We start from the raw sequence: 14014 nt of genomic DNA, 5'->3' as shown, positions 1-14014 counted from the left end.
CACATATGCAATGTGACAACGCATCACCGGTCATTTTCGGTTACTGAGGCGGTATCCCGCTGGTGCAACTGAGGTGACGAGGCGGTGGCCCAGAACTTTGCCATATACCCCAAGAAGATCGAGGAGGACCCCAAGTGGCAGAAGCAAAGAAGAAGGTCGAAGCTACCAAGCCGACTCCAGAAGAGAAGCAGGCCGCAGCTGAGGCCGAAGTTGACGCGCTGGTTGCCCGCGCCAAGAAGGCTCTCGTCGAATTCGAGAACCTCGACCAGAAGCAAGTTGATCGTATCGTCGCCAAGGCCTCCATCGCCGCTCTGAACAAGCACCTCGTTCTCGCCAAGATTGCTGTCGACGAGACCGGCCGTGGTCTCGTGGAGGACAAGGCTACCAAGAACATCTTCGCCTGTGAGCACGTCACCAACTACTTGGCCGGCCAGAAGACCGCCGGCATCATCCGTGAAGACGACGTGATGGGCATCGATGAGGTCGCCGAGCCTGTCGGCGTGGTCGCCGGTGTCACCCCGGTTACCAACCCGACCTCCACCGCCATCTTCAAGTCCCTCATCGCCCTGAAGACACGCTGCCCGATCGTCTTCGGCTTCCACCCCGGCGCTCAGAAGTGCTCCGTCGAGGCCGCCAAGATTGTGCGCGACGCCGCCATCGAGGCCGGTGCTCCCGAGAACTGTATCCAGTGGATCGAGCACCCGTCCATCCAGGCCACCGGCGCGCTGATGCAGCACCCGGGCGTGGCCACGATCCTCGCCACCGGTGGTCCGGGCATGGTCAAGGCCGCTTACTCCTCCGGCAAGCCCGCCCTCGGCGTGGGTGCCGGCAACGCCCCGGCCTATGTTGATTCCGATGTGGACATCGTGCGTGCCGCCAACGATCTGGTGCTCTCCAAGCACTTCGATTACGGCATGATCTGCGCCACCGAGCAGGCCATCATCGCCCACAAGGACGTCTACGACCAGCTCATCAAGGAGCTCAAGGTCCGTAAGGCCTACTTCGTCAACGCCGAAGAGAAGGCCAAGCTGGAACAGTACATGTTCGGCTGCACTGCCGGTTCCGGCGTCAAGCCCGTGCTGAACTCCGCGGTGCCGGGCAAGTCCCCGCAGTTCATCGCCAAGGCTGCTGGCTTCGAGATTCCGGCCGACGCCACCATTCTGGCCGCCGAGTGCAAGGAAGTCTCCGACGACGAGCCGCTGACCCACGAGAAGCTCGCTCCGGTGCAGGCCGTGCTCAAGGCCGACAACAAGGAGCAGGCCTTCGAGATGTGCGAGAAGATGCTCAAGCTGGGTGCCGGCCACACCGCCGCCATCCACACCAACAACCAGGAGCTCGTGCGTGAGTACGGCGTCCGTATGCACGCCTGCCGCATCATCTGGAACCAGCCTTCCTCCCTTGGCGGCATCGGCGACATCTACAACTCCATCGCCCCGTCGCTGACCCTGGGCTGCGGTTCCTACGGCGGCAACTCGGTGTCCGGCAACGTGCAGGCCGTGAATCTCGTTAATATCAAGCGCATTGCTCGGAGGAACAACAACATGCAGTGGTTCAAGATCCCGGCTAAGACCTACTTCGAGCCGAACGCCATCAAGTACCTGCGCGACATGTACGGCATCGAGAAGGCCGTCATCGTGTGCGATAAGGTCATGGAGCAGCTCGGCATTGTCGACAAGGTCATCGACCAGCTGCGCGCCCGCTCCAACCGTGTGACCTTCCGCATCATCGACTACGTCGAGCCGGAGCCCTCCGTCGAGACCGTCGAAAAGGGCGCTGAGATGATGCGCGAGGAGTTCGAGCCGGACACGATCATCGCGGTTGGCGGCGGCTCCCCGATGGATGCCTCCAAGATTATGTGGCTGCTCTACGAGCACCCGGAAATCGCCTTCTCCGACGTGCGCGAGAAGTTCTTCGATATCCGTAAGCGCGCCTTCAAGATCCCGCCGCTGGGCAAGAAGGCCAAGCTGGTGTGCATCCCGACCTCCTCCGGCACCGGTTCCGAGGTCACCCCGTTCGCCGTGATCACCGATCACAAGACCGGTTACAAGTACCCGATCACCGACTACGCGCTGACCCCGTCCGTGGCCATCGTGGACCCGGTGCTGGCTCGCACCCAGCCGCGCAAGCTGGCCTCCGATGCCGGCTTCGACGCCCTGACCCACTCGATGGAAGCCTATGTGTCCGTGTACGCGAACGACTTCACCGACGGCATGGCCCTGCACGCGGCCAAGCTCATCTGGGATAACCTGGCTGAGTCCGTCAATGGCGAGCCCGGCCTGGCCAAGACCAACGCTCAGGAGAAGATGCACAACGCCGCCACCATGGCCGGCATGGCATTCGGCTCCGCGTTCCTCGGCATGTGCCACAGCATGGCCCACACCATCGGTGCCCTGTGCCACATCGCCCACGGCCGTACCAACTCCATCCTGCTGCCGTACGTGATTCGCTACAACGGCCAGATTCCTGAGGAGCCCACCTCTTGGCCGAAGTACAACAAGTACATCGCCCCGGAGCGTTACCAGGACATCGCCCGCAACCTCGGCATCGATACCGGCAAGACCCCGGCCGAAGCCGTGGAGAACCTGGCGAAGGCCGTCGAGGACTACCGCGACAACAAGCTCGGCATGAACAAGAGCTTCCAGGATTGCGGTGTGGACGAGGACTACTTCTGGTCCGTGCTCGATCAAATCGGCATGCGCGCCTACGAGGACCAGTGCACCCCGGCCAACCCGCGCATCCCGCTGATCAACGACATGAAGGACATCGCCGTCGGTGCTTACTACGGTGTCTCCCAGGCGGAAGGCCACAAGCTGCGCATCGAGCGCGAGGGTGAGGCCGCCACTGAGGAAGCCTCCGAGCGCTGATTGCAGGCGGTTGGTGGTTGCTGGCACCATCAGTAGCCACCAACCGCGGTGTTGCAGCTTAGTGGCTGCATAGCGCGACACAAGGAGCCCGACCCCATTACAGGGGCCGGGCTCCTTTGCATATGTGGTGCTCCCTCAGCCGGCAGGTACTTCCATGGGGCGGTAACCCACTCATGGGGCGGTGAAAACCCCATGGGGCGGTGTACGAAAACGGCTCTATTCTGCGGAAGGTAAAATTTTACCGTCCGCCCCATGGGGCAATTACCGCCCCATGAGTGGGTTACCGCCCCATGGAATCGCTGAAGCGTCGCTAAATCGCCGCAATAATGCAGCCAAAAGCAATAAAGCTGGCAAACACCTCGGTAATGCCGGTCACCACGGGCTTCAAGGTTGTGCGCCGTGTAACCACCGGCAACGCAACGGCGCGGGCCACCAGGCGTGAAGGTCGAATATCTGGCTCAAATCTGGCATATTCCGAATCGCGGCGCGTGCGGCGGTGACATCAGCGGCTGCGCACGAGGCATGTGCTGCGTTGATGGGCATAACACATGCCGTCTCAACAGTGCTGCCAAACGACGCGATCACCGTGGCCATGGCCGACGCGGCAATCACCGACACGGCATTGCCCCACAGCGAGCGCTCCTTCCTCAGCCACGAGGACAGCATCGACAGCGCAACCAGCACTATATATAAGGGAGCCCAACGCAGTATGCCGGTATGCGTAATCAGGAATGGCAAGCCGATGACGATGAGCGCTACGGCATAAGTGAGCATCGGCGGCAGATAACGGCGTGAAAAGTGTGCTTTGAACCAGTGCGCGGCGCTGAACTGCACGCAATAGCACACGGCCCACGTCGCCAATAGCCAAAGCGTATCAAGATTAGGCCCGCCGATAAAGAAGCCAGCCACAGCGGGCAGCATAACCATTACCCATGCGCCAGGTTGGTTGTCGAACCAATCGCGTTTAAGAGTCTTGCGGCGGGAAGTCATATCTGTCATGGTATCGCAGCGAATGGTTCTCAATAAGAAAGATGTGAGACCTGCATTGCGACAATCGAACATGGGAAGTGCGAGAAGCCTGTGTTTCACGGGGGAGAAGTACCCGAGCATGGTGCCCTTGACGTCGTGGCGCAGGAACACGGCCTGCCGGTCGGCCACCTCTACCAGCGTGGGGTAGGGTGCCTGCTGCTTGATATAGGTAAGTCTCAGAAGGATGTTGGTAGGCGACACGCGGAGCCGTGAAGGCGGGAGCCCGGTGGGCTCCCGGTAGGCGACGCCGAGCGGCTATGCCGCGAGGTAATACGAACGGCATGAGCGCGACACGCGCGAATTCCTCCGCACTGTCCCACCTCAGTGCTTGAATGAACAAGTTGCCTGATTTGGGCTCGCAAATTGGAATTAAAAAAAGCGAGCGCGGGCCGGGAGCCACTTCAAGTGAAGTGACAGCCGGAAACCACGCACTGATGTCGGATGACCGCCAGAGGACGTATGTCCAAGGGAGGCCATGCGCGCCGGTGCCCTAGAAGCAGGTTGGTAAACAGTACAACGAACATCGCTAGAAAGGGCGGACGGCAATGGCGGGACAGAAAATCCGCATCAGGCTTAAGTCCTATGACCACGAGGTCATCGACCAATCGGCGAAGAAGATCGTCGAAACGGTGACGAACGCGGGCGCAACTGTTGTTGGCCCCGTTCCGCTGCCGACCGAGAAGAACGTCTTCTGTGTTATCCGTTCTCCTCACAAGTACAAGGATTCTCGCGAGCACTTCGAGATGCGCACTCACAAGCGCCTCATCGACATCGTGGACCCGACCCCCAAGGCCGTGGACTCCCTGATGCACATCGATTTGCCTGCGGACGTCAACATCGAAATCAAGCTGTAAGGGAGGAGGAAGCATTATGTCTAATCGCAAGGCTCTGCTGGGCAAGAAGCTCGGCATGTCCCAGGTGTGGGACGAGAACGGCTTCTTCGTGCCCGTCACTCTTGTCGACGTGTCCACCAACGTGGTGACCGCCGTGAAGACCGAGGAATCTGACGGCTACAAGGCTGTCCAGCTCGGCTACGGCGCCATCGACCCCACCAAGGTGACCAAGCCGCTGGCTGGCCACTTTGCCAAGGCCGGTGTCACCCCGCGTCGCCACCTCGTCGAGGTGCGCACCGACGACGTCGATCAGTTCGAGGCTGGCCAGGAACTGGCCGCTGACCTGTTCGAAGAGGGTGCCGAGGTCGACGTGACCGGCACCACCAAGGGTAAGGGCTTCGCCGGTACCATCAAGCGTTGGGGCTTCAAGTCCTACCGCCGTACTCACGGTTCTCACAAGAACGAGCGCCGTCCCGGTTCTGTGGGCGCATGCGCCACTCCGAGCCGTATTCTCAAGGGCAAGCGTATGGCCGGCCGCATGGGTCATGTGACCGCCACTACCCAGAACCTGACCATCGTCTCCGCTGATGTCGAGAACGGCATCCTCGCCATCAAGGGCGCCATTCCCGGCCCCAAGGGCGGCATCGTTCTCGTCCGCTCGGCCGTGAAGGGAGCCTGATAAACCATGGCAAACGTTACTCTGGACGTCACCGACGCCAAGGGCCAGGCCACCGGCACCGTTGAAGCTCCTGAGGCTCTCTTCGGCGTTTCTGCCGAGGATGTCCAGGCTCACATCCCGCTGATCCACCAGGTTGTCACCGCTCAGCTCGCTGCTGCTCGTCAGGGCACCCACGCCACCAAGACTCGTGGCATGGTTTCCGGCGGCGGCAAAAAGCCGTGGAAGCAGAAGGGCACCGGTCGTGCTCGTCAGGGCTCCATCCGTGCACCGCAGTGGTACCACGGCGGCACCGTGTTCGGCCCGCAGCCGCGTGACTACTCTCAGCGCACCCCCAAGAAGATGAAGGCCGCAGCTCTGCGCTACGCCCTGTCCGATCGCGCCAACGCCGGTCGCGTTGCCGTGGTGGAGTTCGGTATCACCGAGCCGTCCACCAAGGCCGCTGTCGCCGCCCTGGCCCCGATCACCGCGGACAAGTTCACCACGGTCGTCTTCACTCGCGACAACATCAGCGAGTGGCTCTCCGTGCGCAACATCCCGACCGTTCACCCGATTTTCGTCGATCAGCTCAACACGTACGACGTGATTACCTCGCAGTACGTGGTCTTCACCAAGGAAGCCTTCGAGGCTTTCGTGGCTGCCAAGACCGAGCCGAAGGAGGCCTGATTTAGATGGTCGCTATTCACAAGCCCGCTCACGACGTGATTCTTAAGCCCGTCGTCTCCGAGAAGAGCTACGCCGCTTCCGACCGTGGCCAGTACACCTTCGTGGTGGCTCCGGATGCGAACAAGGTGCAGATCAAGCAGGCAATCGAAGAGATCTTCAAGGTCAAGGTGACGAACGTCAACACCCTCAACCGCGCTGGCAAGAAGCAGCGCACTCGCACCGGTTTCGGCCAGCGTGCTTCCCAGAAGCGTGCGATCGTGACCGTCGCCGAGGGCCAGACGATCGACATCTTTGGTAACTGAAGGTTAGCCGAGAAAAGTTAAAGGAAGAACTACATTATGGCTATCCGCGTTTATAAGCCGACGACCGCAGGCCGCCGCAACGCGTCCGTCTCGGATTTCTCCGAGCTGACTCGTTCTACGCCTGAGAAGTCGCTGGTTCGCAAGAAGTCCAAGACCGGCGGTCGTAACTCTTACGGCCGTATCACCTCCCGTCATCGCGGCGGCGGCCACAAGCGTCAGTACCGTCTCATCGATTTCAAGCGTTGGGACAAGGACGGCGTGCCCGCCAAGGTTGCCGAGATCGAGTACGATCCGAACCGCTCCGCCCGTATCGCCCTCCTGCACTTCGCAGATGGCGAGAAGCGCTACATCATCGCGCCGAAGGGCATCAAGCAGGGCGACGTCATCGAGACCGGTGCTCAGGCTGATATCAAGCCGGGCAACAACCTGCCGCTGAAGAACATCCCGACCGGTACCGTGGTTCATGCCATCGAGCTCCGCCCGCTGGGTGGCGCCAAGATCGCTCGTTCCGCTGGTGCTGCCGTTCAGCTCGTCGCCAAGGATGGCGCCTACGCTCAGCTGCGTATGCCGTCCGGCGAAATCCGCAACGTCGACGCGCGCTGCCGCGCTACCGTCGGCGAGGTCGGCAACGAGGACCACGCCAACATTCAGCTCGGCAAGGCTGGCCGCGCCCGCTGGATCGGCCACCGTCCGATCACCCGTGGTGAGTCCATGAACCCGGTCGACCACCCGCACGGCGGTCGTACCCGCGGTGGTAAGCCACCGGTCTCCCCGTGGGGCAAGGGCGAGGTTCGTACTCGTCGTCCGAAGAAGGCTTCGAACAAGATGATTGTTCGTCGCCGTCCGTCCGGCAAGAACCGCAAGTAAGGGAGTATCGAGAAGATGACTCGTAGCATCAAGAAGGGCCCCTTCGTCGACGCCCACTTGCAGAAGAAAGTCGACGAGCAGAACGAGAAGGGCACCAAGAACGTCATCAAGACGTGGTCCCGTCGTTCGATGATCACCCCTGATTTTATCGGACACACCTTCGCCGTTCATGATGGTCGCAAGCATGTCCCGGTGTTCGTCACCGAGGCCATGGTTGGTCACAAGCTGGGTGAGTTCGCCCCCACGAAGACCTTCAAGGGTCACGTGAAGGACGACAAGAAGGCCCGTCGCTAAGGATAAGGAATAGAACATGGAAGCTAAAGCAATCGCTCGTCACGTCCGCGTGACGCCGCGCAAGGCTCGCCGCATGGTCGACCTCATCCGCGGCAAGAAGGCGACCGAAGCCGTCACCATTTTGAAGTTCGCCCCTCAGGCTGCGGCCCTGCCGGTCCGCAAGACCCTGGAGAGCGCCATCGCCAACGCTCGCGTTAAGGCCGACAAGGCCGGCGAGCCGTTCCGCGAGAACGACCTGTACATCAAGGAGACCTACGTTGACGAAGGTGTGACCCTCAAGCGCTTCCGCGCTCGTGCCCAAGGCCGCGCCGCTCGTATCAACAAGCGCACCTCCCACATCACGGTCGTCGTGGCTAACAAGGAAGGAGCCCGCTAAAGATGGGTCAGAAGATCAATCCGTTTGGCTACCGTCTGGGCATCACTGAGAACCACCGCTCCAAGTGGTTCTCCGACTCCAACAAGGCCGGCGAACGCTACCGCGACTTCGTGCTTGAGGATGATCAGATCCGCAAGGAGATGAGCAAGGACCTCGAGCGCGCTGGCGTGTCCCGCATCGTCATCGAGCGCACCCGCGACCGCGTTCGCGTCGACATTCACACCGCCCGTCCGGGCATCGTGATCGGTCGTCGTGGCGCCGAGGCTGAGCGCGTCCGTGCCAAGCTCGAGAAGCTGACCGGCAAGCAGGTCCAGCTCAACATCTTCGAAGTCAAGAACGCCGCGCTGGACGCCCAGCTCGTCGCTCAGGGCATCGCTGAGCAGCTGACCAACCGCGTCACCTTCCGTCGTGCCATGCGCAAGGCCCAGCAGGACGCCATGCGCGCCGGTGCCAAGGGTATCCGCATCAAGCTCTCCGGCCGCCTCGGCGGTGCGGAAATGAGCCGTTCCGAGTTCTACCGTGAGGGCCGCGTTCCTCTACAGACCCTCCGCGCCCTCATCGATTACGGCTTCTTCGAGGCCAAGACCACGTACGGCCGTATCGGCGTCAAGGTCTGGATCTACAAGGGCGACATGACCGAATCCGAGTTCGAAGAGCAGCAGGCTCAGCAGAACAACCGTCCGGGCCGTCGTGGTGGCGATCGCCGCCCGCGCCGTGGCAACCGTTCCGCCGCCCCGCAGGCCGCCGAAGCCCCCAAGGCTGAGGCTCCCGCCGAGGCCGCTCCGGCTGCAGAAACAAAGGAGTGAGCAAGAATGCTTATCCCCAAGAGGACTAAGTACCGCAAGCAGCACCGCCCTGTGCGTTCTGGCATGTCCAAGGGCGGCAACGAGATCAACTTCGGTGATTTCGGCATCCAGTCCCTCGCCCCGGCCTACGTGACCAACCGTCAGATCGAAGCCGCGCGTATCGCCATGACCCGCTACATCAAGCGTGGTGGCCGCGTGTGGATCACGATCTTCCCGGATCGTCCGCTGACCAAGCACCCGCTCGGTGCCCGAATGGGTTCCGGTAAGGGTGCCCCGGAGTTCTGGATTGCGAACGTGCGCCCTGGTCGCGTGATGTTCGAAATCGGTGGTGTGTCCGAGGACGTCGCTAAGGAAGCCCTCCGCCGCGCTATCGACAAGCTTCCGATGAAGTGCCGCATTATCGCACGTGAAGGTGGTGATATCTGATGGCAGTCGGTACCGCTGATTACTCCATCAAGAATCTCAACGAGAAGACCAACGCGGAAATCGAAGGCTTCTTGAAGAAGTCCAAGGAAGAGCTGTTCAACCTGCGCTTCCAGCACGCCACCGGTCAGCTCGAGAACACCGCCCGTCTCAAGGCTGTCAAGAGCGACATCGCCCGCATGTACACCGTGCTTCGCGAGCGTGAGCTTGGCATCAGCCAGGAGCCGGCCGCTACCGAATCCAAGGAGAAGTGATTATGGCTGAAGAGCGTAACTTCCGTAAGGTTCGCCGCGGCTACGTCGTGTCCGACAGGATGGACAAGACGATTACCGTCGAGCTCGAGCAGCGTTCGACCCACCCGCTGTACGGCAAGGTCGTTCGTTCCACCAGCAAGGTCAAGGCCCATGATGAACACAACGACGCCCACATTGGCGACCTCGTGAGTATTATGGAAACTCGGCCTCTGAGCAAGACCAAGCGCTGGCGTCTCGAATCCATTATCGAGCGCGCCAAGTAAGTAAAGTTCGGCAAGGCTCGCCATTTACCGGGGCATTATGTGCAACCACGATGCCCCGGTAAATGGGGAGAACCAGCTCGGCTAAGGAGAATCAATGATTCAGCAGGAAACGCGGCTTCATGTCGCCGACAACACGGGTGCGAAGGAACTCCTCGCCATCCGCGTGCTCGGCGGATCGAAGCGACGCTATGCCGGCATCGGCGACGTGATCGTCGCCTCCGTCAAGGACGCCATTCCTGGCGGGTCGGTCAAGAAGGGCGACGTGGTTAAGGCCGTTGTCGTCCGTACCGTCAAGGAATCCCGCCGTGCGGATGGTTCCTACATCAAGTTCGACGAGAACGCCGCCGTCATTCTCGGTTCCGGCCGTGAACCGAAGGGCACTCGTATCTTCGGACCGGTCGGTCGTGAACTGCGCGAGCACAAGTTCATGAAGATCGTGTCCCTCGCCCCGGAGGTGATCTGACATGGCAGCCAAGATCAAGAGCGGCGACCTGGTCAAGGTCATCCGCGGCAAGGACCGCGGCAAGGAAGGCACCGTCAAGCAGGTGCTCTCCAACGATCGACTGATCGTCGAAGGCGTGCAGATCGTCAAGAAGCACGTGCGTGCAACGCAGCAGGGCCAGCAGGCTGGCATCGTCTCCACTGAGGCTCCGATCCATCGCTCCAACGTGATGGTCATCGACCCGGAGACCAAGCAGCCGACCCGCGTTGGCATCACCGTTAAGGAAGAGGCGCGTGACGGCAAGGTGAAGACCGTGCGCGTGCGCGTCGCCAAGAAGTCCGGAAAGGAGCTGGCATGACCGATACTACTGTCGAAGCGCCGGCCACCCCGCGCTTGAAGGTCAAGTACAACGAGCAGATCATTCCTGAGCTCGAGAAAGAGTTTAAGTACTCCAACCCGATGCAGGTTGCCCGTGTCCAGAAGGTCGTCGTCTCCATGGGTGTTGGTGCCGCTGCCCGCGACTCCAAGCTCATCGAAGGTGCCGTCAAGGACCTCACTCTGATCACCGGCCAGAAGCCGAAGATCACCAAGGCCAAGAAGTCCGTCGCGCAGTTCCACCTGCGTGAAGGCCAGGCCATCGGTGCGTACGTCACCCTGCGTGGCGACCGCATGTGGGAGTTCCTGGACCGTCTGCTGACCCTCGCGCTGCCCCGTATCCGCGACTTCCGCGGCATCAACGGCCACCAGTTCGATGGCCAGGGCAACTACAACTTTGGTCTCACCGAGCAGTCCATGTTCCACGAGATCGATCCTGATTCGATCGATCACGTGCGCGGTATGGACATCACTGTGGTGACCTCCACCAAGGACGACAAGGAAGCTTACGCGCTGCTGAAGCACCTCGGCTTCCCCTTCAAGGAGAACTGATATGGCAAAAACCGCTCTTAAGAACAAGGCGGCCGGCAAGCCGAAGTTCAAGGTCCGCGCTTACACGCGCTGCCAGGTCTGCGGTCGTCCCCACTCCGTCTACCGCAAGTTCGGCCTGTGCCGCATCTGCCTTCGTGAGAAGGCTCACCGCGGTGAACTGCCCGGCGTTACGAAGTCCAGTTGGTAAACATCGACGCTGAAGGTCCGCGGCCCGAACGCTTCTAGAAGAAGCGTGAGGGCGGCGGAAACCATAGCGAGAAAGGGCAACAAGCCCAAATGACAATGACAGATCCGATCGCAGACATGCTTACGCGTCTGCGTAATGCGAGCGCGGCCAAGCACGAAACCGTGGATATGCCGTACTCCAAGTTCAAGGCGAACATCGCCGAGATCCTGAAGCGCGAAGGCTACATCAAGGACTTCACCGCTAAGGAAGCCAAGGTCGGCCAGACTCTTGAGGTCACCCTCAAGTACGGTCCGAACGGTGAGCGTTCCATTCAGGGTATCAAGCGCATCTCCAAGCCGGGCCTTCGTCGTTACGCGAAGTCCGACTCCCTGCCGATGCCGCTCGGTGGCCTGGGTATCGCCATCATCTCGACTTCTTCGGGACTGCTGACTCAGAAGGAATGCCTCGACCGAGGCATTGGCGGCGAAATTGTCGCCTTCGTGTGGTGAGAAAGGAGAGCTGAAACATGGCATCGCATATTGGTAAGCTCCCCATCGCCATCCCTGCTGGCGTTGAAGTCAAGATTGAAGGCCAGAACTTCTCCGCCAAGGGCGCTAAGGGTTCTGACTCCTACGTGGTTCCGGAAGGCATCACCGCTGCCGTTGAAGGCAACGAGATTGTCCTGACCGCCGCTGATGACCTGCGTCCGACCCGTGCCAAGCACGGTCTGGCTCGCTCCATCATGGCCGGCATGGTCAAGGGTGTTCACGATGGCTACTCCAAGACTCTTGAGATCGTCGGCACCGGTTACCGCGCCGTCGCCAAGGGCCAGGGCATCGAGTTCTTCCTCGGCTACTCCCACACCATCACCGTCAACCCGCCCGAAGGCATCACCCTGAAGGTGACCGACGCCAACCACGTGGTTGTCGAAGGCACCGACAAGCAGGTCGTGGGCCAGGTTGCCGCCAACATCCGCAAGCTGCGCGCTCCGGAACCCTACAAGGGCAAGGGCATCAAGTATTCCGATGAACGCATCCTGCGCAAGGCTGGAAAGGCTGGTAAGTGATATGAGCGTTGCTATTCTCGGAAAAGGCAAGAAGGTAGCTCTCAAGCGCCGTCACGCGCGTATCCGCAAGCGCATCTCCGGTACCCCCGAGCGTCCGCGCCTGGTGGTCACCCGCTCCAACCGTCACATGGTTGCTCAGGTGGTCGACGATACCAAGGGCATTACCCTGGTGTCCGCCTCCACTCTTCAGGCCGACTTCGCCGGCTTCGAAGGCACCAAGACTGAGGCCGCCAAGAAGGTCGGCGAGCTGATCGCTGAGAAGGCCAAGGCTGCCGGCATCACCGCAGTCGTGTTCGACCGCGGTGGCAACAAGTACACCGGTCGCGTCGCAGCCGTTGCTGATGGCGCCCGCGAGGGAGGTCTTGCACTGTGAGCGACAACGAAACGAAGGAAACCCAAGTGGCTGAAGAAACTCAGAACACTGTGGCGACCGAATCCAACAACGAGGACCGCAAGGGTCGTCGTGGCCAGCGCGGTGAAGGCCGTCGCGGCGAGCGTCGTAACCGTCGTGAAGAAAACCACGGCGACGAGCTGCTCGATCGCGTGGTGACCATCAACCGTGTGTCCAAGACCCACAAGGGTGGCCGTACTTTCAGCTTCGCCGCACTGGTTGTGGTCGGCGACGGCAACGGCACCGTGGGTGTCGGCTACGGCAAGTCCCGTGAAGTCCCGGCCGCCATCGCCAAGGGCCAGCTGGACGCCAAGAAGCACATGTTCTCTGTGCCTCGCGTCCGCGGCACCATCACCCACCCGGTTCAGGGTCATGACGCTGCTGGCACCGTCCTGCTGCGTCCGGCCGCCCCGGGTACCGGTGTAATCGCCGGTGGCTCCGTGCGCGCCGTCATGGAATGCGCAGGCATCACCGACGTCCTGACCAAGTCGATGGGCTCCGCCACCGCCGTTAACGTGGTGCGCGCTACCGTCGACGCCCTCAAGCAGCTCGAAGAGCCCGAGGAGATCGCCGCCCGTCGTGGCCTAGCGCTCGACGAGGTTGCTCCCGATGCTCTGCTGCGCGCCCGCGCCGCCGGCATTGCCGAGGCTCGCAAGGCTCGCGAAGAGGCTGCTGCCGCTAAGGCCGCCGAAGAGAAGGATGGTGAGTGATACTCATGGCTAAGAACCTGAAGATTACCCTGCACCACGGCATCGTGAACCGTACCCCGGCTCAGCGCGCCACCGTCAAGACCCTCGGCCTCAACAAGATCGGTAAGACCGTTGTCCGCGAGGACACCCCGGCCAACCGTGGTCTGGTGAACGCCGTGCGTCACTTGGTCACCGTTGAGGAGGTTGACTGATTATGGCAGATAACGAAATCCTGCAGATGCACGACCTGAAGCCCGCCCCGGGTGCCAAGAAGGACCGCACCCGTGTGGGCCGCGGTGAAGGCTCCAAGGGTAAGACCTCCGGTCGTGGCGCCAAGGGCCAGACGAAGCGTAACCACGTGCGTCCGGGCTTTGAAGGCGGCCAGCTGCCGCTGTACATGCGCCTGCCGAAGCTCCGTGGCTTCAAGAACCCGTTCAAGGTCGAGTTCCAGGTCATCAACATCGCTCGTCTCGTGGAGCTCTTCCCCGAGGGCGGCGAGGTTGCTGTGGCCGACCTGATCGCCAAGGGCGCTGTTCGTGACAACGCTCCGGTGAAGGTTCTGGGCGACGGCGAGACCACCGTGGCTTTCACCCTCAAGGGTGTTAAGGCTTCGGCTTCCGCCAAGTCCAAGATCGAGGCCGCCGGCGGTTCCGTTTCCGAGGACTGATTAGTCCTACGGG

At 61.3% G+C, this 14014-nt stretch carries 22 protein-coding genes and 2 pseudogenes; 22 read left to right on the top strand and 2 right to left on the bottom strand.

Translation table 11 applies throughout. The features are described from left to right. Nucleotides 1-134 precede the first annotated feature (134 nt). A complete protein-coding gene (adhE, locus tag ACEUKI_RS03060) occupies nt 135-2864 on the top strand; it encodes a bifunctional acetaldehyde-CoA/alcohol dehydrogenase (protein ID WP_080785857.1) in 2730 nt (909 codons plus the stop codon). A 310-nt stretch (nt 2865-3174) separates the two neighbouring features. Here adhE and ACEUKI_RS03055 read toward each other — a convergent pair. Together ACEUKI_RS03055 and ACEUKI_RS03050 are read right to left on the bottom strand one after the other, a co-directional pair. Beyond that, a pseudogene (locus tag ACEUKI_RS03055) lies at nt 3175-3974 on the bottom strand (YwiC-like family protein). Then, nucleotides 3951-4058, bottom strand: a pseudogene (locus ACEUKI_RS03050) (acetolactate decarboxylase); the annotation flags it as partial. The pseudogenes ACEUKI_RS03050 and ACEUKI_RS03055, both read right to left, overlap by 24 nt. 380 nt (nt 4059-4438) lie before the next feature. Here ACEUKI_RS03050 and rpsJ point away from each other — a divergent pair. From rpsJ to rplO, 21 genes are all read left to right on the top strand, one after another. Then, entirely contained in the window at nt 4439-4747 is a 309-nt protein-coding gene (rpsJ, locus tag ACEUKI_RS03045) for a 30S ribosomal protein S10 (RefSeq protein WP_003827292.1), read from the top strand. A gap of 16 nt (nt 4748-4763) precedes the next feature. Then, nucleotides 4764-5405 (top strand): 50S ribosomal protein L3, encoded by a 642-nt coding sequence (gene rplC, locus ACEUKI_RS03040; protein WP_032745498.1) that lies wholly within the window; start codon nt 4764-4766, stop codon nt 5403-5405. 6 nt (nt 5406-5411) lie between these two features. After that, a complete protein-coding gene (gene rplD / locus ACEUKI_RS03035; RefSeq protein ID WP_115770011.1) occupies nt 5412-6068 on the top strand; it encodes a 50S ribosomal protein L4 in 657 nt (218 codons plus the stop codon). 5 nt (nt 6069-6073) lie between these two features. Further along, nucleotides 6074-6370, top strand: coding sequence for a 50S ribosomal protein L23 (rplW, locus tag ACEUKI_RS03030; protein WP_007053033.1), 297 nt, complete (start codon nt 6074-6076; stop codon nt 6368-6370). A gap of 36 nt (nt 6371-6406) precedes the next feature. After that, on the top strand, nt 6407-7237 hold the full coding sequence (gene rplB / locus ACEUKI_RS03025; protein WP_012578472.1) for a 50S ribosomal protein L2: 831 nt from the start codon (nt 6407-6409) through the stop codon (nt 7235-7237). 15 nt (nt 7238-7252) lie between these two features. Further along, a complete protein-coding gene (gene rpsS / locus ACEUKI_RS03020; protein ID WP_003814508.1) occupies nt 7253-7531 on the top strand; it encodes a 30S ribosomal protein S19 in 279 nt (92 codons plus the stop codon). Nucleotides 7532-7547: 16 nt separating this feature from the next. Continuing rightward, a complete protein-coding gene (rplV, locus tag ACEUKI_RS03015) occupies nt 7548-7907 on the top strand; it encodes a 50S ribosomal protein L22 (protein ID WP_007053035.1) in 360 nt (119 codons plus the stop codon). 2 nt (nt 7908-7909) lie between these two features. Further along, nucleotides 7910-8713: a 30S ribosomal protein S3 gene (rpsC, locus tag ACEUKI_RS03010; RefSeq protein WP_007053036.1), complete on the top strand. Its 804-nt coding sequence runs from the start codon at nt 7910-7912 to the stop codon at nt 8711-8713. 6 nt (nt 8714-8719) lie between these two features. Next, nucleotides 8720-9139, top strand: coding sequence for a 50S ribosomal protein L16 (gene rplP, locus ACEUKI_RS03005; protein WP_012578470.1), 420 nt, complete (start codon nt 8720-8722; stop codon nt 9137-9139). After that, nucleotides 9139-9390 (top strand): 50S ribosomal protein L29, encoded by a 252-nt coding sequence (rpmC, locus tag ACEUKI_RS03000; RefSeq protein WP_003829891.1) that lies wholly within the window; start codon nt 9139-9141, stop codon nt 9388-9390. The genes rplP and rpmC overlap by 1 nt, the downstream gene beginning before the upstream one ends. Nucleotides 9391-9392: 2 nt before the next feature. After that, complete coding sequence (rpsQ, locus tag ACEUKI_RS02995) at nt 9393-9653, top strand: 30S ribosomal protein S17 (protein WP_251848131.1); 261 nt, start codon at nt 9393-9395, stop codon at nt 9651-9653. A gap of 94 nt (nt 9654-9747) precedes the next feature. Further along, nucleotides 9748-10116 carry a 50S ribosomal protein L14 gene (rplN, locus tag ACEUKI_RS02990; protein ID WP_003829893.1) on the top strand — a complete coding sequence of 123 codons (369 nt, stop codon included), beginning with the start codon at nt 9748-9750 and terminating at the stop codon, nt 10114-10116. Nucleotide 10117: 1 nt separating this feature from the next. After that, nucleotides 10118-10453, top strand: coding sequence for a 50S ribosomal protein L24 (gene rplX / locus ACEUKI_RS02985; RefSeq protein ID WP_007053803.1), 336 nt, complete (start codon nt 10118-10120; stop codon nt 10451-10453). After that, a complete protein-coding gene (gene rplE, locus ACEUKI_RS02980) occupies nt 10450-11022 on the top strand; it encodes a 50S ribosomal protein L5 (RefSeq protein WP_007053039.1) in 573 nt (190 codons plus the stop codon). Before rplX ends, rplE begins: the two co-directional genes overlap by 4 nt. A gap of 1 nt (nt 11023) precedes the next feature. Continuing rightward, complete coding sequence (locus tag ACEUKI_RS02975) at nt 11024-11209, top strand: type Z 30S ribosomal protein S14 (protein WP_003814530.1); 186 nt, start codon at nt 11024-11026, stop codon at nt 11207-11209. Nucleotides 11210-11298: 89 nt separating this feature from the next. Further along, complete coding sequence (gene rpsH / locus ACEUKI_RS02970; RefSeq protein ID WP_003829896.1) at nt 11299-11697, top strand: 30S ribosomal protein S8; 399 nt, start codon at nt 11299-11301, stop codon at nt 11695-11697. 17 nt (nt 11698-11714) lie between these two features. Further along, the gene (gene rplF, locus ACEUKI_RS02965; RefSeq protein WP_007053040.1) at nt 11715-12254 is read left to right on the top strand and encodes a 50S ribosomal protein L6; all 540 of its coding nucleotides are present in this window, start codon (nt 11715-11717) and stop codon (nt 12252-12254) included. A gap of 1 nt (nt 12255) precedes the next feature. Further along, the gene (gene rplR / locus ACEUKI_RS02960; protein WP_007053041.1) at nt 12256-12627 is read left to right on the top strand and encodes a 50S ribosomal protein L18; all 372 of its coding nucleotides are present in this window, start codon (nt 12256-12258) and stop codon (nt 12625-12627) included. Beyond that, entirely contained in the window at nt 12624-13355 is a 732-nt protein-coding gene (gene rpsE / locus ACEUKI_RS02955; RefSeq protein WP_007053804.1) for a 30S ribosomal protein S5, read from the top strand. Before rplR ends, rpsE begins: the two co-directional genes overlap by 4 nt. 5 nt (nt 13356-13360) lie before the next feature. Beyond that, nucleotides 13361-13546, top strand: coding sequence for a 50S ribosomal protein L30 (gene rpmD / locus ACEUKI_RS02950; RefSeq protein WP_007053043.1), 186 nt, complete (start codon nt 13361-13363; stop codon nt 13544-13546). A 2-nt stretch (nt 13547-13548) separates the two neighbouring features. After that, entirely contained in the window at nt 13549-14001 is a 453-nt protein-coding gene (gene rplO, locus ACEUKI_RS02945; RefSeq protein ID WP_008783622.1) for a 50S ribosomal protein L15, read from the top strand. Nucleotides 14002-14014 lie beyond the last annotated feature (13 nt).

The organism is Bifidobacterium sp. 2450 (genome assembly GCF_041900695.1).
In the GTDB taxonomy this organism is placed as follows: Bacteria; Actinomycetota; Actinomycetes; order Actinomycetales; family Bifidobacteriaceae; genus Bifidobacterium; species Bifidobacterium longum.
The sequence above is the reverse complement of the archived record's forward strand: the minus strand, read 5'-3'. Positions and strand labels throughout refer to the sequence as shown.

Excerpts from the sequence above, each read along its gene's own strand:
- rpsJ (WP_003827292.1), top strand. The coding sequence starts at position 4,439 with ATGGCGGGACAGAAAATCCGCATCAGGCTTAAGTCCTATGACCACGAG.
- rplC (WP_032745498.1), top strand. The coding sequence starts at position 4,764 with ATGTCTAATCGCAAGGCTCTGCTGGGCAAGAAGCTCGGCATGTCCCAG.
- rplD (WP_115770011.1), top strand. The coding sequence starts at position 5,412 with ATGGCAAACGTTACTCTGGACGTCACCGACGCCAAGGGCCAGGCCACC.
- rplW (WP_007053033.1), top strand. The coding sequence starts at position 6,074 with ATGGTCGCTATTCACAAGCCCGCTCACGACGTGATTCTTAAGCCCGTC.
- rplB (WP_012578472.1), top strand. The coding sequence starts at position 6,407 with ATGGCTATCCGCGTTTATAAGCCGACGACCGCAGGCCGCCGCAACGCG.
- rpsS (WP_003814508.1), top strand. The coding sequence starts at position 7,253 with ATGACTCGTAGCATCAAGAAGGGCCCCTTCGTCGACGCCCACTTGCAG.
- rplV (WP_007053035.1), top strand. The coding sequence starts at position 7,548 with ATGGAAGCTAAAGCAATCGCTCGTCACGTCCGCGTGACGCCGCGCAAG.
- rpsC (WP_007053036.1), top strand. The coding sequence starts at position 7,910 with ATGGGTCAGAAGATCAATCCGTTTGGCTACCGTCTGGGCATCACTGAG.
- rplP (WP_012578470.1), top strand. The coding sequence starts at position 8,720 with ATGCTTATCCCCAAGAGGACTAAGTACCGCAAGCAGCACCGCCCTGTG.
- rpmC (WP_003829891.1), top strand. The coding sequence starts at position 9,139 with ATGGCAGTCGGTACCGCTGATTACTCCATCAAGAATCTCAACGAGAAG.
- rpsQ (WP_251848131.1), top strand. The coding sequence starts at position 9,393 with ATGGCTGAAGAGCGTAACTTCCGTAAGGTTCGCCGCGGCTACGTCGTG.
- rplN (WP_003829893.1), top strand. The coding sequence starts at position 9,748 with ATGATTCAGCAGGAAACGCGGCTTCATGTCGCCGACAACACGGGTGCG.
- rplX (WP_007053803.1), top strand. The coding sequence starts at position 10,118 with ATGGCAGCCAAGATCAAGAGCGGCGACCTGGTCAAGGTCATCCGCGGC.
- rplE (WP_007053039.1), top strand. The coding sequence starts at position 10,450 with ATGACCGATACTACTGTCGAAGCGCCGGCCACCCCGCGCTTGAAGGTC.
- ACEUKI_RS02975 (WP_003814530.1), top strand. The coding sequence starts at position 11,024 with ATGGCAAAAACCGCTCTTAAGAACAAGGCGGCCGGCAAGCCGAAGTTC.
- rpsH (WP_003829896.1), top strand. The coding sequence starts at position 11,299 with ATGACAATGACAGATCCGATCGCAGACATGCTTACGCGTCTGCGTAAT.
- rplF (WP_007053040.1), top strand. The coding sequence starts at position 11,715 with ATGGCATCGCATATTGGTAAGCTCCCCATCGCCATCCCTGCTGGCGTT.
- rplR (WP_007053041.1), top strand. The coding sequence starts at position 12,256 with ATGAGCGTTGCTATTCTCGGAAAAGGCAAGAAGGTAGCTCTCAAGCGC.
- rpmD (WP_007053043.1), top strand. The coding sequence starts at position 13,361 with ATGGCTAAGAACCTGAAGATTACCCTGCACCACGGCATCGTGAACCGT.
- rplO (WP_008783622.1), top strand. The coding sequence starts at position 13,549 with ATGGCAGATAACGAAATCCTGCAGATGCACGACCTGAAGCCCGCCCCG.